Raw genomic sequence first — 20,739 nt, forward strand, 5'->3', positions numbered from 1 at the left:
CGAGGAGTCCCCGTGCCCACACCCCCTGCCACTCCTGACTCCGCAGAGGAATCCACGGAGGAGCCAGTGCTGTTCGCACCGCCCGAGCTGAACCGTGACGTCTGGGACCGGGCGGCAGGCCGCCTCCTCGCCAAGATGCTCGGCGCCTTCGCCTACGAGGAGCTCATCGAGCCCGTCCCCGTCGCTTCGCCGGCCGGCGACGACCGCCACTCCTTCCTCCTGGACGACGACAGCCTCCTCACCTTCCGTGCCCGACGCGGCAGTTACGGTCACTGGCACATCGACCCGGACTCCGTCGAGGTCCAGGGGCGTCCTTTCGGTGACCCGCTGCAGTTCCTCGTCCGCGCCCGCCGCGTGCTCGCCCTCGACGGCGCCACCCTGGGACACCTCGTCCGCGAGCTCACCGCCACCCTCGCCGCCGACGCCAGGCTCGACCACACCGCCCTCCCCGTGGCCCGTCTCGCCGACCTCGACTACGCGCAGCTGGAGGGACACCAGACCGGACACCCCTGGCTCGTCCTCAACAAGGGCCGCCTCGGCTTCTCCGCCACCGACGCCGCGCGCTGGACCCCCGAGGCGCGCAGACCGACACGTCTCCCCTGGATCGCGGTCACCACCGAGCTCGCCTCCTACCGTGGCGTCCCCGGACTCGCCACCCCCGACCGCCTCTACAGCCGCGAACTCGACGCCCCCACCCGCGCCTCCTTCACCGCCGTACTCCGGGCCCGCGGCCTCGACCCGGACCAGTACCTCTATCTCCCCGTCCACCCCTGGCAGTGGCACGAGACGATCCTGCCGCTCTTCGCCCCGGCCGTCGCCCACAACGCGATCGTCCCGCTCCACTCGGACGGCGACCTGCGCCTCCCCCAACAGTCGATCCGTACGTTCCTCAACACCAGCCGCCCCGACCGGCACACCGTGAAGCTGCCCCTCTCCATCCTCAACACCCTGGTCTGGCGCGGCCTCCCCACCGAACGAACCCTCGCCGCACCCGCCGTCACCACCTGGGTCCAGGGCCTGCGCGACGGCGACGCCTACCTCCGCGACGAATGCCGCGTGATCCTCCTCGGCGAGGTTGCGTCCGTCGCCGTCCAACACCCTCTGTACGACCAGCTGCCCGAAGTCCCGTACCAGTACCGGGAACTCCTCGGCGCGATCTGGCGCGAGCCGCTCGAGGGTCACCTCGCGCCCGGCGAACGTGCCCGTACGCTCGCCTCCCTGCTCCACACCGACCCCGAGGGACGCGCCTTCACCGCCGAACTCGTCGCCCGCTCGCAGCTGGCCCCCACCGTCTGGCTCCGCCGCCTGTTCGCCGCCCTGCTGCCCCCGCTGCTGCGCTTCCTCTACCGCTACGGCACCGTCTTCTCACCGCACGGCGAGAACGCCATCGTCGTCTTCGACGACCACGACGTCCCGGTCCGCCTCGCGATCAAGGACTTCGTCGACGACGTGAACGTCAGCGCGGAACCGCTGCCCGAGCACGACTCCATGCCGGAGGACGTCCGGGCCATCCTCCTCACCGAGGACCCGTCCTTCCTCACGCAGTTCATCCACTCGGGGCTCTTCATCGGCGTCTTCCGCTTCCTCGCCCCCCTCTGCGAGGACCAACTGGGGGTTCCGGAGAGCGAGTTCTGGTCGCTCGTACGGGCCGAGATCCTGCGCCACCAGGCACGATTCCCCGAACTGAAGGACCGCTACGAAACCTTCGACCTGCTCACCCCCCGGCTCGAGCGCCTGAGCCTCAACCGCAACCGTCTCCACCTCGACGGCTACCGCGACCGCCCCGACCGCCCCCACGCCGCCGTCCACGGCTCCGTGCCCAACCCCCTCCACCAGGTGTGATCCCGATTGTCAGTGCCGCACCGTAGGGTGGTCCCGCTATGACTGCTTCCCCACACGCCTCCCTTCCCGAGCTCCTTCACGCCGCCGTCACCGCCGTCGGCGGCACGGAGCGGCCCGGCCAGGCGGCCATGGCCGAAGCCGTCGCCGAGGCCGTGGACGACAGCTCCCACCTGCTGGTCCAGGCCGGCACGGGTACGGGCAAGTCCCTCGGCTATCTGGTCCCCGCTCTGGCCCACGGCGAGCGCGTCGTCGTGGCCACAGCGACCCTCGCCCTCCAGCGCCAGCTCGTGGAGCGGGACCTGCCGCGTACGGTGGAGGCACTGCAGCCCCTGCTGCGCCGCAAGCCCCAGTTCGCCATGCTCAAGGGCCGCTCCAACTACCTCTGCCTGCACCGCCTTCACGAGGGCGTGCCGCAGGAAGAGGAGGACGGTCTCTTCAACCAGTTCGAGCAGTTCGAGACGTCCGCCCCCTCCAGCAAGCTCGGCCAGGACCTGCTGCGGATGCGCGACTGGGCGGACGAGACCGAGACCGGCGACCGCGACGACCTCACCCCCGGCGTCTCGGACCGCGCCTGGGGCCAGCTCTCGGTCTCGTCGCGCGAATGCCTGGGCGCCACGAAGTGCGCGTACGGCGCGGAGTGCTTCGCCGAGGCCGCCCGTGAGCGCGCCAAGCTCGCCGATGTCATCGTCACCAACCACGCCCTTCTGGCGATCGACGCCATCGAAGGCGCCCCGGTGCTCCCGCAGCACGAGGTGCTGATCGTCGACGAGGCCCATGAGCTGGTCTCCCGGGTCACCGGCGTCGCCACCGGCGAGCTCACCCCCGGCCAGGTGAACCGCGCCGTGCGCCGGGCCGCCAAGCTCGTCAACGAGAAGGCGGCCGACGCCCTGCAGACCGCCTCGGAGACCTTCGAGCGCGTCATGGAACTCGCGCTCCCCGGCCGCCTGGAAGAGATCCCCGAGGACCTCGGATACGCGCTGATGGCGCTGCGCGACGCGTCCCGTACGGTCATTTCCGCCATCGGCGCGACCCGCGACAAGTCCGTCCAGGACGAGGACGTCGTACGCAAGCAGGCCCTCGCCTCCGTCGAGTCCATCCATGACGTCGCCGAGCGCATCACCCAGGGCTCCGAGTACGACGTCGTCTGGTACGAACGCCACGACCGCTTCGGCGCTTCCGTGCGCGTCGCGCCGCTCTCCGTGTCGGGCCTGCTGCGCGAGAAGCTCTTCACCGACCGCTCCGTCGTCCTCACCTCCGCCACCCTCAAGCTCGGCGGCGATTTCAACGGCGTCGGCGCCTCACTGGGCCTGGCACCGGAGGGCAAGGGGGGCGAGGACATGCCCGTCTGGAAGGGCCTCGACGTCGGCTCGCCCTTCGACTACCCCAAGCAGGGCATCCTGTACGTCGCCAAGCACCTGGCCACCCCGGGTCGCGAAGGCACGCGTACGGACATGATCGACGAGCTGGCCGAGCTGATCGAGGCGGCCGGCGGCCGCACGCTCGGTCTCTTCTCCTCGATGCGGGGGGCCAAGGCCGCCGCCGAGGAACTGCGCACCAGGCTCGACAAGCCGATCCTGCTCCAGGGCGAGGAGACGCTGGGCGAGCTGATCAAGAACTTCGCGGCCGACCCGGAGACCTGCCTGTTCGGCACGCTCTCGCTCTGGCAGGGCGTGGACGTTCCCGGCCCGAGCTGCCAGCTGGTGGTCATGGACCGGATCCCGTTCCCCCGGCCCGACGATCCGCTGATGAGCGCCCGCCAGAAGGCGGTGGAGGAGGCAGGGGGCAATGGCTTCATGGCCGTGGCCGCCACGCACTCCGCACTGCTGATGGCTCAGGGCGCGGGCCGGCTCGTCCGGGCAACGGGCGACAAGGGTGTCGTCGCCGTACTGGACCCCCGGCTCGCCAACGCCCGCTACGGCAGCTACCTGCGCGCCTCGCTGCCCGACTTCTGGTACACCACGGACCCCAACCAGGCCCGCCGCTCCCTCGCCGCGATCGATGCGGCAGCAAAGACGGACGGCAAGTAGTCCGGCCCGTTCCCCTGAACGCGGCAGGGCCCCTGGAACCGGCGCAGTGGATTCCAGGGGCCCGGTTCATGACCGGCGGAGAGGGGTCAGATCCGCCGGAGGACCGCCACGACCTTGCCGAGGATCGTGGCCTCGTCGCCTGCGATGGGCTGGTACGCGGAGTTGTGCGGCAGCAGCCACACATGGCCGTCCTCGCGCTTGAAGCGCTTGACCGTGGCCTCGCCGTCCAGCATGGCCGCCACGATGTCACCGTTCTCGGCGACGGGCTGACGGCGCACGGTGACCCAGTCGCCGTCGCAGATCGCGGCTTCGATCATCGAGTCGCCGACGACCTTCAGGACGAACAGTTCGCCGTCGCCGACCAGCTGGCGGGGGAGCGGGAAGACGTCCTCCACCGATTCCTCGGCGAGGATCGGGCCACCGGCCGCGATGCGCCCGACGAGCGGGACGTACGAAGCGGCGGGCTTGCCCGTGGTGTCGGTGGGCTGGCTGCTGGGCTGGTCGGAGCCGCGGACCTCGTACGCCCGGGGCCGGTGCGGGTCGCGGCGCAGGAAGCCCTTGCGCTCCAGCGCCATGAGCTGGTGCGCCACCGACGACGTGCTCGACAGGCCCACGGCCTGGCCGATCTCCCGCATCGACGGCGGGTACCCGCGGCGTTGCACGGAGTCCCTGATCACCTCGATGACCCGCCGCTGCCGGTCGGTCAGCCCGGAACTGTCCGCCCTGATGCCCGGAGGTCGGCCGGGCAGCGAGCGCGCAGGTCGCGAGGGCACGGCCCCCCCTGTGGATTCAGGGTTCGTGGCTGCGTCATTCATGGCATGCACCGGCTCGAGTCGGTTCTGGGCAGTGATGGTGGCACTGTCTGCGGTGGTGGTCACGTCGGCCCCTCTCGAGATATTCGCTCTCCCTAGCTGCACAACGGTAGTTGCTTTCGAAAGGTTGCGCCAAACACACGTTCGAGTGAAAAACCGTAGAAACCTTCACGTGTGCGTATTGCTGGGTGTATGAGCGAGGCTCGAACCGAATCTCAATTCGGTCCATTACGGTACCCTTCACCGCTGGGGCGCCACCCCTCAGGGGGGTCCGCCGCGGTCGGCCGTGCCGGTTGTCCAGTGTGTCATCCGAGGGCGCCCGACGCCCCTGACCGTCGGTCGTCCGCGTGTCTCCCGTACCCTCGTGGCGAACCCGTGGCGTTCCGGGCCGCGCGACACGCGCTGTGGTCGATAGTCGCGCCAAACCCCAGATCTAGTGGTTGGATTGAACCAGCCGCCCAGAAGTTGTGGTCCGTGGTCCTCAAGGCCCCGGCCATCGCCTATGCTTGGGGCTGCTTCGAGGGCCCTGTCCGGGCCCGTCGAGGCCATTCAGTCGTGCTGTGAAGGAGGGTTGGGAATCATGCACTGCCCCTTCTGCAGGCACCCCGACAGCCGCGTTGTCGACAGTCGGACCACTGACGACGGCACGTCGATCCGCCGGCGCCGCCAGTGCCCCGACTGCACCCGCCGTTTCACCACGGTGGAGACCGCCTCGCTGATGGTGATCAAGCGCAGCGGGGTCACCGAACCCTTCAGCCGTACCAAGGTCATCTCCGGTGTGCGCAAAGCGTGCCAGGGGCGGCCGGTCACCGAGGACGCTCTCGCCAAGCTCGGCCAGCGGGTCGAGGAGGCGCTGCGCGCCACCGGAAGCGCCGAACTGACCACCCATGACGTGGGTCTGGCCATACTCGGCCCCCTGCGGGAGCTCGACCTGGTCGCGTACCTGCGCTTCGCGTCCGTGTACCGGGCGTTCAACTCGCTCGAAGACTTCGAGTCCGCCATCGCGGAACTCCGTGAGGGCAGGCTCCACACCCCCGACTGCGAGTGCGGCGAGACCCTCGAGGTCCCCGTGCCCGCCACTGCTGCCGACTGACCCCAAGGGTCCGGCAGCGCGAGACCTGCCTGCGGCGCTGCTTGCTGCGCCGTGGACACAAGACAGACAGACGACACCGTGCCTCGGGAAGATCTGGGCACTTTTGGGCGTTTTCGCCCGTATATGGGAGGCGGCATGACCGAGACGACGAGCGGCCCGGCGCGAGGTTCCCGTTCCAAGGGATCCAAGGCCAGCAAGGGTCTGCGTATCGAGCGCATCCACACCACCCCCGGCGTGCATCCGTACGACGAGGTGACGTGGGCGCGCCGTGACGTCGTCATGACCAATTGGCGCGACGGCTCGATCAACTTCGAGCAGCGTGGCGTCGAGTTCCCCGACTCCTGGTCGGTGAACGCGGTCAACATCGTCACCAGTAAGTACTTCCGCGGAGCGGTGGGCGCTGAGAACCGCGAGAGCAGCCTCAAGCAGCTCATCGACCGTGTGGTGAAGACCTACCGCAAGGCGGGCGAGGAGAACGGTTACTTCACCTCCCCGGAGGACGCCGAGCTCTTCGACCACGAGCTGACCTACGCGCTGCTGCACCAGGTCTTCAGCTTCAACTCGCCGGTCTGGTTCAACGTCGGCACGACGCAGCCGCAGCAGGTCAGCGCCTGTTTCATCCTGTCCGTCGACGACTCCATGGAGTCCATCCTCGACTGGTACAAGGAAGAGGGGATGATCTTCAAGGGCGGCTCGGGCGCCGGCCTGAACCTCTCCCGTATCCGCTCCTCCAAGGAGCTTCTCTCCTCCGGCGGCAACGCCTCGGGCCCGGTCTCCTTCATGCGCGGCGCCGACGCGTCCGCGGGAACGATCAAGTCGGGCGGCGCCACCCGCCGCGCGGCCAAGATGGTCGTCCTGGACGTGGACCACCCGGACGTCGAGGCCTTCATCGAGACCAAGGTGAAGGAGGAGGAGAAGATCCGCGCCCTGCGCGACGCGGGCTTCGACATGGACCTGGGCGGCGACGACATCACGTCGGTCCAGTACCAGAACGCCAACAACTCGGTCCGTGTGAACGACGAGTTCATGAACGCCGTCGAGTCCGGCTCGAAGTTCGGTCTGCGCTCGCGCATGACCGGCGAGGTCATCGAGGAGGTCGACGCCAAGTCGCTCTTCCGCAAGATGGCCGAGGCCGCGCACGCCTGTGCCGACCCCGGTATCCAGTACGACGACATCATCAACCGCTGGCACACCTCGCCCGAGACGGGCCGGATCACCGCGTCCAACCCGTGCAGCGAGTACATGCACCTGGACAACTCGTCCTGCAACCTCGCCTCGCTGAACCTGATGAAGTTCCTGCGCGACGACGACCAGGGCAACCAGTCGTTCGACGCCGAGCGCTTCGCCAAGGTCGTCGAGCTGGTCATCACCGCGATGGACATCTCCATCTGCTTCGCCGACTTCCCCACCGAGAAGATCGGCGAGACGACCCGCGCCTTCCGTCAGCTGGGCATCGGTTACGCCAACCTCGGCGCGCTCCTGATGGCGACCGGCCACGCGTACGACAGCAACGGCGGCCGCGCGCTCGCCGGCGCCATCACCTCGCTGATGACCGGCACCTCGTACAAGCGCTCCGCCGAGCTGGCCGCGATCGTCGGTCCGTACGACGGCTACGCCCGCAACGCCGACGCCCACAAGCGCGTCATGAAGCAGCACGCGGACGCCAACACCGACGCCAAGCGCATGGACGACCTCGACAACCCGGTCTGGGCCGCGGCGACCGAGGCCTGGCAGGACGTCATCCGGCTCGGCGAGAAGAACGGTTTCCGCAACGCGCAGGCCTCCGTGCTCGCGCCGACCGGCACCATCGGCCTGATGATGGACTGCGACACCACGGGCGTCGAGCCGGACCTGGCCCTGGTCAAGTTCAAGAAGCTCGTCGGCGGCGGCTCGATGCAGATCGTGAACAACACGGTCCCCAAGGCCCTCAAGCGCCTCGGCTACCAGCCGGAGCAGGTCGAGGCGATCGTCGCCCACATCGCCGAGCACGGCAATGTCGTCGACGCCCCCGGCCTCAAGCACGAGCACTACGAGGTCTTCGACTGCGCCATGGGCGAGCGCTCGATCGCGCCCATGGGTCACGTACGGATGATGGCGGCCGCCCAGCCGTTCCTGTCCGGCGCGATCTCCAAGACCGTCAACATGCCCGCGAGCTCCACGGTCGAGGACGTCGAGGAGATCTACCTCCAGGGCTGGAAGCTCGGCACCAAGGCGCTCGCCGTCTACGTCGAGAACTCCAAGGTCGGCCAGCCGCTCTCGGCCAAGAAGAAGGAAGAGAAGCCGGCGGAGACGGCGGCGGTGAAGACCGAGAAGGTCATCGAGTACCGCCCGGTCCGCAAGCGTCTCCCCAAGGGCCGTCCCGGCATCACCACCTCCTTCACGGTGGGCGGCGCCGAGGGTTACATGACCGCCAACTCCTACCCGGACGACGGTCTGGGCGAGGTCTTCCTGAAGATGTCCAAGCAGGGTTCGACCCTCGCGGGCATGATGGACGCCTTCTCGATCGCCGTCTCGGTCGGCATGCAGTACGGCGTCCCGCTGGAGACCTACGTCTCGAAGTTCACCAACATGCGCTTCGAGCCGGCCGGTATGACGGACGACCCGGACGTGCGGATGGCGCAGTCGATCGTCGACTACATCTTCCGCCGCCTGGCGCTGGACTTCCTGCCCTTCGAGACCCGCTCCGCGCTCGGCATCCACTCCGCCGAGGAGCGCCAGCGTCACCTGGACACCGGTTCGTACGAGCCGAGTGACGACGAGGTGGACGTCGAGGGTCTGTCCCAGTCCGCCCCGCGCCAGGTGGAGGCCCCCAAGGCCGCCGCCCCCAAGGCCGCGGAGCCGGAGGCGGCGAAGCCCGCTCCCCGGCAGGCGCACAACTCCACCGAACTGATGGAGATCCAGCTCGGTCTGAACGCCGACGCACCGCTCTGCCTCTCCTGCGGTACGAAGATGCGCCGCGCCGGCAGCTGCTACCTGTGCGAGGGCTGCGGCTCGACCAGCGGCTGCAGCTGATCGACTGCATCGCACGCTGACCGCTGAACACTGAGGCGGGGCACGGACCTTCGGGTCCGGGCCCCGCCTCAGTGCGGTATACGGCGTGGTGGCCGGGAGACGGCGATGTCGTCCCTGAACTCCGCGATCGCGCTGCTCACCTGCCGGATGAGGTGGGTGTTCTCGATGCGGTCCAGATAGAGGCAGCGGCGGGCCACTCCGTCCAGTTCGAAGACGAAGCAGAGCGACATCAGCGGGTTGACGAACAGCTCGCTGCCCCGGGTGCGGCTGGTGAACCGGACGTCCCCGAAGGCGCCTTGGACCGCTGCGGCTATCGATCCGTTGACGATGCTCGGGTGGTCGGGAGTGTTCTGCTGGGCGTGGGCCACCGCGTCGACGTAGAGGGCGCCCTCCTTGGTCGTACGGGAGACGGAGAAGGCGCCCAGGGCCGCGCCGTCGCGTTCCAGGGCGGCGATGTTCTCCAGGACCAGGCCGTGGCTCACTCCGTGATACGCGTCCACGCCGAAGCCGATCGAGACGATCAGGCGTTCCGGGACGTCGAGACCGGCCAGCGCGGCGACGCTGGTGAGGTCCTCCTCCGGGGTGCCGAGACCCGATTCGTCGCCGCGCATGAGGATGTCCGTACCGCCGTCCACGAGGACTACGGCGTCGATGTCGTACGCGTCGATCAGCGCGCGATAGGCGGCGCGCAAGGGCTGTACGCCGACCCGGGCGAGGGCGTGCACGGTCGACGGATAGCCGTGCAGGTCGAGCCACTGGGCGAGCGTGCGTTCGGGGAAATACGTCTGGTGGAGCGCCGTCTCCGGCGTGACCGCAGCGACGTCCGGGGCGAGCCATGCGTCGAGCGGGAGGCCTTCGATCGCGCTGAACGAGAGATTGGCCAGGTGGACGTCCTTGCCCTGGTGCAGGAGGGAGAGCGCCACGGGCAGGCCGGCGTAGATGTCGAAGCCGCCGCCCGCGCCCGCGACGAGGATGTGCTGCGCCTTGTCCAGGCGGGCGAAGAGCGGGTTGGCGTGCAGGGCTGTCATGGCGGACATTCTGTCGACCGAGCCGGTACGGGTGTACTCCGTCAGAGTGTGACCGGCGCCACGTCTCGCGCCGTACGATGGCGCGGTGCTGGTCAAGTGGATTCGCTGCACCGTGACGGACCCCCGCGGGTTCGAACGGGGACAGCGGAAGTGGGCGGGGCTTCTCGGCGAGCCGGGGTTCCGCGGGCAGGGCGGTGGGTGGAGCCGGGGGCGGCCGGGGGTGGCGCATGTGTTCGCCTTCTGGGAGAGCCGGCCGTTCTACGACTCGTTCATGGCGCGCTCGCACGACCGGCTCGCTGCCGGTCAGTCGGGTACGTACAAGGACATTCAGGTCAAGCTCTTCGAGTACCGCTTCGATGTGAAGACGGGGTTCGAGCCCCGGTTCACGGACGCGGACGTGGTGCGGGTCGCGCACTGCCGGGTGCATCCGGACCGCGTCGAGCATTTCGCGCTGATGCAGGAGAAGGTGTGGAACCCGGCGATGGCGGGGTCGCCCGGGATGCTGCGCGGGGTGTTCGGCGAGGCGCCGGGGGAGGAGTTCCTGGTGCTCTCCATGTGGCACTCGGCCGCCGAGCGGGGCAAGTACCGGCCCGAGCGGATCGAGCGGCTTTCGCTGCGCGCCCAGACGGACGCCGATGTGGCGGCGCTGGCCGGGGACGTCGTCCAGCTCGAGCCCTCCTGGACCGTGTGAGGGGTGCCTGGCGGGGCGGGCCGTGCCGCTTCGCTCTAGGGTTTTGGCATGGCACGACCACAACGCATCGTTCTTGTCCGGCACGGGGAGTCGGAGGGGAATGCCGACGACACGGTGTACGAGCGCGAACCCGACCATGCGCTGAAGCTCACCGAGACCGGGTGGCGGCAGGCCGAGGAGACGGGCGTACGGCTGCGGGAGCTGTTCGGGAGCGAGCAGATCAGTACGTATGTCTCGCCCTACCGGCGCACGCACGAGACCTTCCGGGCCTTCGGGCTCGACCCCGCGCAGGTACGGATCCGGGAGGAGCCGCGCCTGCGGGAGCAGGACTGGGGGAACTGGCAGGACCGCGACGACGTTCGACTTCAAAAGGCCTACCGGGACGCGTACGGGCACTTCTTCTACCGGTTCGCGCAAGGGGAGTCGGGGGCCGACGTCTACGACAGGGTGGGGGCATTCCTGGAGAGTCTGTACCGGAGTTTCGAGGCGCCCGACCATCCGCCCAATGTGCTGCTGGTGACGCACGGGCTGACGATGCGGCTCTTCTGCATGCGCTGGTTCCACTGGTCCGTCGCGGACTTCGAGGCGCTGTCCAATCCGGGCAACGCGGAGTCCCGCATTCTGGTGCTGGGGGAGGACGGGCGGTACACCCTGGACCGGCCGTTCGAACGCTGGCGCACCCCGGAGCCGTACGGCGTCACCGGATAGAGTGGCAGGGCGATGATGACCCCTGATTCCGCTTTCGAACGTGCGCTGGCCAGCCTGCGCGGGCTGTCCGTGGGAGACGCACTCGGCTCCCAGTTCTTCGTCCCCGACAACTACCCCCTGCTGGGCCGGCGCGAGCTGCCGCCGGGGCCCTGGCAGTGGACCGACGACACCGAGATGGCGGCCTCCGTGCTGGCCGTGCTCGGCTCGTACGGACGGATCGACCAGGACGCGCTGGCCGCGTCCTTCGCCGACCACCACGATTTCGACCGGGGCTACGGGCCCGCGGTCAACCGGATGCTCCGCCTCATCAGGGAGGGCGGCGACTGGCGCGAGCTGGCCAGCGCTCTCTTCAAGGGGCAGGGGTCCTGGGGCAACGGGGCCGCGATGCGGATCGCACCGCTCGGCGCCTGGTACGCCTCGGACCCCGAACAGGCCACCCACCAGGCCGAGATCTCCGCGTACACGACGCATCAGCACCGCGAGGCCGTCATGGGTGCCATGGCGGTCGCGGCCGCCGCGGCGCTCGCGGCGGACCCTGCGGGGCCGCCCTCGCCGGGTGATCTGCTCGACGGAGTGATCGCGCTGGTGCCGCGCAGCGCCGTGGGCGCGGGGCTGCGGCGCGCCAGGGACATGCTGGACTACGACGACGCGGGCACGGTCGCGGCGGTGCTCGGGTGCGGACGGCGTACGAGCGCCCATGACACCGTGCCGTTCGCGCTGTGGTCGGCGGCCCGCGGGCTCGGCGACTTCGAGCGGGCCTTCTGGACGACCGCCCAGGTGGGCGGAGACGTGGACACGACCTGCGCGATCGTCGGCGGGGTGGTGGCCGCGGGCGGAGCGGGAGCGCCGCCGGCCGGGTGGCTGGAGCAGACCGAGGCGCTGCCTGAGTGGATTCCCGCGCACTGAGGCCTGGTTGAAGTTGTCACGGTCCTGACACAGGCTCCCTCCGTACGGGGGGAGCCGTGCTGTCCGGGGCTACCCTTTCGGCCACGCCGCCGGTGATCATGACCCGGCGCGTCGACGGAGGGGGTTCCGTGTCCGAAGCAGAGCTGAACGATGCCGTGCCGGCGCGTGCGGTGGCGGTGTCCAATCCGCACGAGTGGGCGCACCACACGGCCGGGCCGCCTCAGTGGCTCGTCGACGTACGTCCCGATCCGCCGGCTGCCGTCCGGAGCGCGACGCTCTGGTCCGTACTGGCCACCGCGGTGCTCAGTGCGCTGCTGCTGGGCGAGGGAAGCGGCCTGAACCTGCTGATCGTGGCGGTGCCGGCGGCGCTCGGCGCGTACTTCGCCGCCCGGGCCGCCGGGCGTACCGTACGCCGCTGGACGGTGGTCTGGGCGCTCGGCGGACCGGCGCTGCTGGTGATCCCCGCACTGCGCGACGCGGGCTGGCCCACCTTCCTGGCCGTCGTCTCCGCGATGGCACTCGGCTCGTTCGCGCTGCACGGCAGCGGCAGCTGGCCGGGGGTGCTGTTCAGCCCGCTCGGGCTCCTCGGCTCCATCGGTACGGGGTTCGGCTGGGCCTGGAGCGGAGTGCGCGAGCGGTCGGGCGGGGCGCGCGAGCGCTGGGGGCCCGCGGTGCGCACCGTCCTGGTGGCGGCCGTACTGCTGCTGGTATTCGGGGCGCTGTTCGCGGGGGCCGACGCCGCCTTCGCCGATCTGCTCGGAGGCCTGGTCCCCGACTTCTCGGTCGCGGACGGGCCGTGGCGGATCCTGCTCTTCCTGGTCGGCCTGGTCGGGGCGCTCGCCGCCGCACGCACCGCCGCGGCGCCTCTGCGCTGGGACAGGATGCGGGTGCGGCCGGGGCGTTCCAGGGGCCGCGCCGAGTGGGCCGTACCGCTGATCGTGCTCGATCTGCTGTTCGCGGCCTTCATCGCCGTACAGCTCGCCGTGCTCTTCGGCGGGTACGACAAGGTGCTGAAGGAGACGGGGCTGACCTACGCCGCGTATGCGCGCCAGGGCTTCTGGCAGCTTCTCTGGGCCACCGTCCTGACCCTCGCGGTCATCGCGCTCGCCCTGCGCTGGGCGCCGCGCGACCGGGCACTGGTGCGGTCCGTACTCGGCACTCTGTGTGTGCTGACGCTGGTCGTGGTGGCCTCGGCGCTGCGCAGGATGGATCTGTACGTCGACGCGTACGGGCTGACCCGGCTGCGTATCTCCGTCGCGGCGATGGAGCTGTGGCTCGGTCTGGTGATCGTGCTGATCATGGCGGCCGGGGTGTGGGGCGCGCGCTGGCTGCCGCGTGCCGTCGCCGCCAGTGCTGCCGTGGCCGTGCTGGCGTTCGGGCTCGTGTCGCCGGACGGCCTGGTCGCCGAGCAGAACGTCCAGCGCTACCAGGACACCGGGAAGATCGACATCGGTTACTTCCAGGACCTGTCGGCCGATGCGGTGCCCGCCCTCGACACCCTCCCCGAGCCGGAACGCTCCTGCGCGCTCGCGGGGATCGCCGACCGGTTCGGCAGCGACGGCAGGGGAGGCACGGGCAAGCCGTGGTACGCGACCAGCCTCGCCGAGTCCAGGGCCCGGGGCATCCTGCGCGAGAGGCCGGTGGACATCGACACGGAGGCCTGCGGGCGGATGGGGTTGTACGACGTGGGGCGCGTCGGGCTCGGAGAGTACTGACGGCGCGCCCCACGGGGTCACCCCACGTCGCTCAGACCGCGCCTCCGCCGCCGGACGCTGCCGTACCACTGAGCGCTTCCAGGTCGCTCTTGCGTACGCGGATGGCAAAGACGGCGACGAGAATCGCGACCGATACCAGACCGACCCCGGCCCAGAAGGCAGTGGAGATGCCCTGGGCGAGCACCGCATGGCCCCAGTCGCCCGGCAGCTGATGCGTCTTGGCGAGCTCCGCCTTCTGCTCCGGTGTGGACTTGGCGAGGAAGTCCGGCATCTGCCGGGTGGCCTCGTTGCGGCTGGCCGTGCCGAAGACGGTGACCAGGATGGACAGGCCCAGTGAACCGCCCACCATCTGCATGGCGTTGAGCAGGCTGGAGGCCGCGCCCGACTCGTGCTGGGCCACGCCCGAGACGGCGGTCAGCGTCGCCGTCACGAAGATCATGCCCATGCCGAAGCCGAAGCAGAGCATCGGGCCGAGGAGCCCGCCGACGTACGAACTGCCCTGGTCGACCTGTGTCAGCCAGAGCATTCCGAGCCCGGCGAAGGAAGTACCCGCGATCAGGAAGGGCTTGGGGCCGAGAACCGGGAGCAGCTTGGTGGCGAGACCGGCTCCCGTCATCACGAGCACGGTGACCGGCAGGAACGCGACACCCGACTTGATCGCGGAGTAGCCGAGCACGTTCTGCACGAACAGCACGATGAAATAGAACATGCCGAACATCGTGGCGGCGAGGCCCATCATGACCGCGTAGGTTCCGGCGCGGTTGCGGTCGGCGAACATCCGCAGGGGCGTGATCGGTTCGGATGCCCGGCTTTCGATGAAGACGAAGGTCGGCAGGAGGATGATGGCTGCCGCGAAGGCGCCGAGGGTGAGACCGTCCGTCCAGCCGGAGTCGGCGGCGCGGATGAATCCGTACACCAGTGAGGCCACGCCGGCGGTCGAGGTGATCGCGCCGGGGAGGTCGAACTTGCCGCGGTGGCGGTCGGATTCGTTGATGAACACCGGGGCGAGGAGGGCGATCGCGATCCCGATGGGCAGGTTGACGTAGAAGACCCAGCGCCACGAGAGCCACTGGGTCAGGACGCCGCCGGCCAGGAGGCCGATGGCCGAACCGCCTGCGGAGACGCCGGCGAAGATGCCGAACGCCCGGTTGCGCTCCGGGCCTTCGGGGAACGTCGTGGTGATCAGGGCCAGCGCGGTGGGCGAGGCGATGGCGCCGCCGACGCCCTGGAGCGCGCGGGCCGCGAGTATCTGCCAGGGCTCCTGGGCTATGCCGCAGATCAGCGAGGCGAAAGTGAAGAGCAGGACGCCGAAGACGAACACGCGCCTGCGGCCGAGGATGTCGCCCGCGCGGCCTCCCAGCAGCAACAGCCCGCCGAAGGTGAGGGTGTAGGCGTTGACGACCCAGGAGAGCTGGGTCGTGGTGAAGTCCAGGGCACTCTGGATGTGTGGGAGCGCGATATTCACAATCGTGGTGTCGAGGACCACCATGAGTTGGAGAGCGGCGATGACGGCCAGGGCGATCCCCGGCTTTCCTGGCTTGCGCGCCGCGCCCGCCTTCTGTGGAGCTGTCAGCTGAGAGGTTGTCACTGTGAGTCCCCTGCAAGAGAGTTAGTGAACGCATCCGTTCACTGTGACGTCAACGGTAGAGAGTCCCCGCCAGTGGACGCAAGCGTTCACTAAAACCCTGTCCCCGATGGAGAGTTGAACATGGTTACTTCGCGCTGGTCCGCCGCCCCCACGGCGCGTCCGGTCTCGTTGCGCCGCCGGGGGCCCGTACTCGAACGGGCCATCCTGGAAGCGGCACTCGAACAGCTGAGCACGGTCGGCTGGAGCGGCCTCACCATGGAGGGGGTCGCGGCCGGAGCGCAGACCGGGAAGGCCGCGGTCTACCGGCGATGGCCCTCCAAAGAGGATCTCGTCGTGGACGCCCTGCAGGCCGGACTGCCCGATCTCGACCAGGCGGACGACTTCGGAAGCATTCGCGAGGACCTCTATCAGCTGTGTCTGCGGATGCGCGGCGCGATGTTCTCCAGGCCGGGATTTGCGCTGCGTGCCGTGCTTCACGAGTGCGACCACGCGACCGCGGAGCGGTTCCATGAGGTGATCCTGCAGCATGTGATCGAGCCGTCCACCCGGCTGTTCAGGGAGGTGGTGTACCGGGGGATCGAGCGCGGTGACGTACGTCCTGACGCCACCGGAGAGCTGATCTTCGACGTCATTCCGGGGCTGATGATGTACCGGTCGAAGGTGTGCGCCAGCGAATGGGAGGAGGCGGACATCGCCCGGATGATCGATCAGGTGATGGTGCCGCTGCTGGTCCGCCACCGCTGCTGAGCCGGGCGCCGCGGGCCGGTGGGGACCCGGGGGTGTCGCGGGTGTCGTCCGGCGGCGTACCCTGTCTGGCGCCATGCCGTACGAACCACCCACACACACCGTCGAGCGCTCACTGCGCGCCACCACCGGTGCCAAGACCGTCGCCGGTGTCGACGAGGTCGGGCGCGGGGCCTGGGCCGGACCGGTCACCGTGTGCGCCGCCGTCACCGGTCTGCGCCGGCCACCCGCCGGACTCACCGACTCCAAACTGATCAGTCCCAGACGCCGGGCCGAGCTGGCTCCGGAACTCGAGGGCTGGGTCACTTCGCACGCCCTCGGGCACTCCTCCCCGGAGGAGATCGATGCGCTGGGGATGACCGCCGCGCTGCGGCTCGCTGCCGTACGGGCGCTGGAGGCGCTGCCGGTGCGTCCGGACGCGGTGATCCTCGACGGCAAGCACGACTACCTCGGGCCGCCCTGGCACGTCCGTACCGTGATCAAGGGCGACCAGTCCTGCATCGCGGTCGCGGCAGCCTCCGTCATCGCCAAGGTGCGCAGGGACGCGATGATGGCCGAGCTCGAGGAGGGGTCCGAGGAGTGTGCGGGGTTCGGCTTTGCCGCGAACGCCGGCTATCCCTCGCCCGTGCACCAGGCCGCGCTGGCCGAGCGGGGGCCCACCGCGCACCACCGGCTGTCCTGGTCGTATCTTGACGCACTGCCCCAGTGGCGCCATCTGAAGAGGACCCGTCCGTCCGCGGAGGCCGTCGCGCTGGAAAGCGGGGGCCAACTCGGCTTCGATTTCTGAACTTTCGGTGGATCGGCGGGGAACTTTTCCGTATCGATCGCACTGATGTGCCCACCCGCCGATGTGTTCCGCAGCGGCGTTTGATAGACATCCATTCATGCCTCTCATCCCCGAGGAGCCTCAGATTCACGAGAGTGCCCAGGGTCCCCGTGTCGCTCCGGCCACAGGCCGCACGACGCCGACCCCTCGTCCCGTACCCGGTCCGCGTTCCGCTCGTCCCGGGCCCCCGCCGGCCGCCAGGCCCGCGGCGCGCACGGAGAATCGTTCCGTTCCGCAGATCCAGTTGATTCCCGCACCGCTGGACGGTGCGCTCGACGCCGCGGAGGAGGCAGTGGACATGCTGCTCGACTCCGGCCGTGCGCCGGGCGACGTCCTGGTGCTGACCACCGGTGAGCAGCACCCGTGGGCGGCGCACGAGCTGTCCTTCGGCGAAGCCGCCTACTGGGCCCAGCACGACGCCCGCGACGACGTGTTCTACGCGGACGCCGCTGTCGCCGAGCGTGCCGCGACCCGGCCCGTGGTGATCGTCGCGGTCAACGGCGGCACCGACGACGCCACGGTGCGGGCACTGCCCGCGGCGATGGCGCGCGCCGGTGTGCTGCTGATCGTGTGCGGCGACCCGCAGCGCGTCAACGCCGTGCTCGGCGCCGGAGTGTGAGCACCTCACCACACCGTCGTACGCGCTGATCGCCCGGCTTTTCCTCCCGAGGGAGGGGCGGCCGGGCGGTGCTGCGATCCGGTGCGGTGCAGCGCGGTGCGGTCAGCGGGCCGCCACGCGCCGGAGTGCCGCCGCCGCACCCGAACGCAGCGGTGCCGACACGGAGTCGGCTGCGGCGTCCGCGAGATCGGCGGGCCTGGACAGCGAGTTGGGACGGCGGCCGCCGCGGCCCTCGCCCAGCACCTGCCAGCCGCCGCGCGTCAGCGTGATGTACGCACCGCAGCGCAGCCCGTGCAAGGTGCAGGCGTCCCGCAACCCCCACATCCAGGCGCCGTCCTCCTCCGTCCACCGCTCGTCTCCCTCGCGGCAGTAGAGCAGTACGGCGGTACGGACGGGCGTGCGCCGGCGAAGATCGTGCGGGATGACCCGGCGCAGGTGGGCCAGCAGGGCGTTGCGGAAGTCCCAGCCGTCGGCGGGGGCGGCGCGGCGGGCGAACGAGGCGCTGGCCGTGAGCCGTTCCTCGTGATCGAGCACGGCGACGACGGCGGTAGACGGCGAAGGGCTGTGGCGCGAGTGCAGGCCGCTGACCACCTCACGGGGATTGCGCAGCAGGGGAATTCCTGCCGCGGCCCACTCGGAGGGTTCGAGCATTCTGCCGAGGTGGTTGACGGAATCGGCTGCGGACAGAGATGTCGAGGAGTTGGTCAGAGCGGCGGTCGGAGCGAATCCGAAGGTCACGGTCCTCCCTTCGCATACGCGCCCACAGTGCGGGCAGGGTCGGGTGAGGGCGCACCGCGGAACAGCCCTTCCGGACCTCGGGCGAGCCGCGCGGGGAGCGGCTCCAATTCTTCCTGGCGTATGGGCAGGCGGCAACGAGCAATTGGCGATGCTGACTGGAATCTGCGGGTATGGCACTCATATCCCTGCCCAGACACGCCACGAGTGACTCCTGAGGTCACGACTGAACGGCAAGGACCAGCGGAAACACTCCCTCCGCCCCGGCCCGGCGCAGCAGCCGCGCAGCCATGGCCAGCGTCCAGCCGGTGTCCATGAAGTCGTCGACGAGCAGCACGGGACCGCCCGCGGAAGCCAGCGAGGCGGCGAGTCCGGGGCTCACGGTGAAGGCCGAGTGCAGGGCGCGCACCCGTTGGGCGCTGTTGCTGGGAGCGATCCGCTGGTCCGACGCCTCCGGGCCGTACTCGATCTGCCCGAGCAGTGGCATACGGCCGACCTCGGCGATCCGGCTGCCCAGCGTTCCGATCAGCTCGGGCCGGCCGTGCGAGGCGACGGTGACCACACCGGCGGGCCGGGGCGGCGCGTCCGCGGCGCCGGACGCCCAGCCGCCGGGACCCCTGGCCCAGTCGGACAGCACCGTCACGATGGCGTCCACGACGGCGTCGGGGACCGGGCCGTCGGGCGCCTGCGCGGCGAGCATCGGCCGGAGCCGGTTGCCCCAGCCGATGTCGGACAGCCGCCCCAGGGCCCGCCCCGTGAAGGCCTGTTCCCCCAGCGGGATACGGCCCTTGAGATCCACCCCCACCGCGGCGAGACCGGTCGGCCACATCCTGCGCGGCTCCACCTCCACGCCGGGCCTGTCGAGTTCACCGCGCGCGGTGTCCAGCGCGGCCCCCGACACCTCGGCAGTGAACCTGCCGCCCGCACAGTTGTCGCACCGCCCGCACGGCGCTGCCTCCTCGTCGTCGAGCTGGCGGCGCAGGAACTCCATCCGGCAGGCCGTCGTCGTCGCATACTCCCGCATCGCCTGCTGCTCGGCGGCCCGCTGCTTCGCGACCCACGCGTACCGCTCGGCGTCGTACACCCAGGGCTGACCCGTGGCGGTCCAGCCGCCCTTCACCCGGTGCACCGCACCGTCCACGTCAAGAACCTTCAGCATGGCTTCGAGCCGGGTGCGCCGAAGGTCGACCATCGGCTCCATGGCCGGCAGCGAGAGAGGCCTGCCGGCCTGAGCGAGCAGGTCGAGCGTGCGCCGCACCTGCTCCTCGGGCGGGAAGGCGACGGAGGCGAAGTACTTCCAGATCGCCTCGTCCTCCTTGCCCGGCAGCAGCAGTACCTCCGCGTGCTCCACTCCACGCCCGGCACGCCCCACCTGCTGGTAGTAGGCGATCGGGGACGAGGGCGACCCCAGGTGCACCACAAATCCCAGGTCGGGCTTGTCGAATCCCATCCCCAGCGCCGAGGTCGCGACCAGCGCCTTGACCCGGTTCGCGAGCAGATCCTCCTCCGCCTGCAGCCGGTCGGCGTTCTCCGTCCTTCCGGTGTACGACGAGACGGTGTGTCCGCGCTGGCGCAGATAGGCCGTGACCTCTTCGGCGGCGGAGACCGTCAGCGTGTAGATGATCCCGGACCCGGGAAGCTCGCCGATCCGGTCGGCGAGCCAGGCCAGCCGGTGGGCCGCGTCCGGCAGCTGGACCACGCCCAGGCTCAGGCTCTCCCGGTCCAGCGGACCGCGCAGTACGAGTGCCTCGCTGCCCCCGGTACCCAGCTGTTCCGCCACATCCGCGGTCACACGGGCATTGGCGGTGGCGGTGGTGGCGAGCACGGGAACGTCCGGCGGCAGGTCGGCGAGCATCGTGCGCAGCCGCCGGTAGTCGGGCCGGAAGTCGTGACCCCAGTCGGAGATGCAGTGGGCCTCGTCGACGACCAGCATTCCGGTGGCGGCCGCGAGCTTCGGCAGTACCTGGTCGCGGAAGTCCGGATTGTTGAGCCGCTCCGGGCTGACCAGCAGGACGTCGACCTCGCCGGCTGCCACCTCGGCTTGGACCGAGTCCCACTCCTCGGTGTTGGAAGAGTTGATCGTCCGCGCCCGGATGCCTGCCCTGGCCGCGGCATCCACCTGGTTGCGCATCAGTGCCAGCAGGGGCGAGACGATCACGGTCGGACCGCTGCCCTGGGCACGCAGCAGTGAGGTCGCCACGAAATACACCGCGGACTTGCCCCACCCCGTCCGCTGCACGACCAGCGCCCTGCGCTTGTCGGCGACGAGTGCCTCGATGGCACGCCACTGGTCCTCACGCAGGCGTGCGGTACCGCCGGGGTCGCCGACGAGGCGGGCGAGTACGGAGTCGGCGGAGGCCCTGAGCTCGGAGCGGTCTGCGTTGGTCATGCCC

Annotated in this window: 16 protein-coding genes; 11 read left to right on the forward strand and 5 right to left on the reverse strand. The window is 70.0% G+C overall.

Annotation, left to right across the window (positions count from 1 at the left end; all coding sequences use genetic code 11):
- Nucleotides 1-12: 12 nt before the first annotated feature.
- Together OG707_RS30445 and OG707_RS30450 are read left to right on the forward strand one after the other, a co-directional pair.
- Nucleotides 13-1,842 (forward strand): IucA/IucC family protein, encoded by a 1,830-nt coding sequence (locus OG707_RS30445; protein ID WP_329123931.1) that lies wholly within the window; start codon nt 13-15, stop codon nt 1,840-1,842.
- A gap of 38 nt (nt 1,843-1,880) precedes the next feature.
- The gene (locus OG707_RS30450) at nt 1,881-3,869 is read left to right on the forward strand and encodes an ATP-dependent DNA helicase (protein ID WP_329123933.1); all 1,989 of its coding nucleotides are present in this window, start codon (nt 1,881-1,883) and stop codon (nt 3,867-3,869) included.
- 86 nt (nt 3,870-3,955) lie between these two features.
- Here the strand turns inward: OG707_RS30450 and lexA are convergent, their stop codons facing one another.
- Nucleotides 3,956-4,747 carry a transcriptional repressor LexA gene (lexA, locus tag OG707_RS30455; RefSeq protein WP_329123935.1) on the reverse strand — a complete coding sequence of 264 codons (792 nt, stop codon included), beginning with the start codon at nt 4,745-4,747 and terminating at the stop codon, nt 3,956-3,958.
- A 514-nt stretch (nt 4,748-5,261) separates the two neighbouring features.
- Here lexA and nrdR point away from each other — a divergent pair.
- Both nrdR and OG707_RS30465 read left to right on the forward strand, forming a co-directional pair.
- On the forward strand, nt 5,262-5,774 hold the full coding sequence (gene nrdR / locus OG707_RS30460; protein WP_329123938.1) for a transcriptional regulator NrdR: 513 nt from the start codon (nt 5,262-5,264) through the stop codon (nt 5,772-5,774).
- 135 nt (nt 5,775-5,909) lie between these two features.
- Nucleotides 5,910-8,786, forward strand: coding sequence for a vitamin B12-dependent ribonucleotide reductase (locus OG707_RS30465; RefSeq protein WP_329123940.1), 2,877 nt, complete (start codon nt 5,910-5,912; stop codon nt 8,784-8,786).
- A 68-nt stretch (nt 8,787-8,854) separates the two neighbouring features.
- Here the strand turns inward: OG707_RS30465 and OG707_RS30470 are convergent, their stop codons facing one another.
- A complete protein-coding gene (locus OG707_RS30470) occupies nt 8,855-9,814 on the reverse strand; it encodes a DUF1152 domain-containing protein (RefSeq protein WP_329123942.1) in 960 nt (319 codons plus the stop codon).
- A gap of 85 nt (nt 9,815-9,899) precedes the next feature.
- Here OG707_RS30470 and OG707_RS30475 point away from each other — a divergent pair, with 85 nt between their 5' ends.
- From OG707_RS30475 to OG707_RS30490, 4 genes are all read left to right on the forward strand, one after another.
- A complete protein-coding gene (locus OG707_RS30475; RefSeq protein ID WP_329123944.1) occupies nt 9,900-10,505 on the forward strand; it encodes a YdbC family protein in 606 nt (201 codons plus the stop codon).
- Nucleotides 10,506-10,553: 48 nt separating this feature from the next.
- Nucleotides 10,554-11,213 carry a histidine phosphatase family protein gene (locus OG707_RS30480; protein ID WP_329123946.1) on the forward strand — a complete coding sequence of 220 codons (660 nt, stop codon included), beginning with the start codon at nt 10,554-10,556 and terminating at the stop codon, nt 11,211-11,213.
- Between the two features lie 15 nt (nt 11,214-11,228).
- On the forward strand, nt 11,229-12,119 hold the full coding sequence (locus OG707_RS30485; protein ID WP_329128063.1) for an ADP-ribosylglycohydrolase family protein: 891 nt from the start codon (nt 11,229-11,231) through the stop codon (nt 12,117-12,119).
- Nucleotides 12,120-12,217: 98 nt separating this feature from the next.
- Nucleotides 12,218-13,834, forward strand: coding sequence for a DUF4153 domain-containing protein (locus OG707_RS30490; RefSeq protein ID WP_329128065.1), 1,617 nt, complete (start codon nt 12,218-12,220; stop codon nt 13,832-13,834).
- 31 nt (nt 13,835-13,865) lie between these two features.
- Here OG707_RS30490 and OG707_RS30495 read toward each other — a convergent pair whose 3' ends face one another.
- Nucleotides 13,866-15,422 (reverse strand): MFS transporter, encoded by a 1,557-nt coding sequence (locus OG707_RS30495; protein ID WP_329123949.1) that lies wholly within the window; start codon nt 15,420-15,422, stop codon nt 13,866-13,868.
- Between the two features lie 120 nt (nt 15,423-15,542).
- Here OG707_RS30495 and OG707_RS30500 point away from each other — a divergent pair, with 120 nt between their 5' ends.
- The 3 genes from OG707_RS30500 to OG707_RS30510 all read left to right on the forward strand — a co-directional run bounded on the left by OG707_RS30500 (nt 15,543) and on the right by OG707_RS30510 (nt 17,611).
- A complete protein-coding gene (locus OG707_RS30500) occupies nt 15,543-16,169 on the forward strand; it encodes a TetR/AcrR family transcriptional regulator (protein WP_329123951.1) in 627 nt (208 codons plus the stop codon).
- A 73-nt stretch (nt 16,170-16,242) separates the two neighbouring features.
- Nucleotides 16,243-16,953, forward strand: a complete 711-nt coding sequence (locus OG707_RS30505) for a ribonuclease HII (RefSeq protein ID WP_329123953.1) — start codon at nt 16,243-16,245, stop codon at nt 16,951-16,953.
- Nucleotides 16,954-17,050: 97 nt separating this feature from the next.
- Nucleotides 17,051-17,611 (forward strand): hypothetical protein, encoded by a 561-nt coding sequence (locus OG707_RS30510; RefSeq protein WP_329123955.1) that lies wholly within the window; start codon nt 17,051-17,053, stop codon nt 17,609-17,611.
- Nucleotides 17,612-17,713: 102 nt separating this feature from the next.
- Here the strand turns inward: OG707_RS30510 and OG707_RS30515 are convergent, their stop codons facing one another.
- Both OG707_RS30515 and OG707_RS30520 read right to left on the reverse strand, forming a co-directional pair.
- Entirely contained in the window at nt 17,714-18,349 is a 636-nt protein-coding gene (locus OG707_RS30515) for a hypothetical protein (RefSeq protein WP_329123957.1), read from the reverse strand.
- A gap of 217 nt (nt 18,350-18,566) precedes the next feature.
- On the reverse strand, nt 18,567-20,735 hold the full coding sequence (locus tag OG707_RS30520; protein ID WP_329123960.1) for a RecQ family ATP-dependent DNA helicase: 2,169 nt from the start codon (nt 20,733-20,735) through the stop codon (nt 18,567-18,569).
- Between the last annotated feature and the right edge of the window lie 4 nt (nt 20,736-20,739).

The sequence above is a fragment of the Streptomyces sp. NBC_01465 genome, assembly GCF_036227325.1.
Classification (GTDB): domain Bacteria; phylum Actinomycetota; class Actinomycetes; order Streptomycetales; family Streptomycetaceae; genus Streptomyces.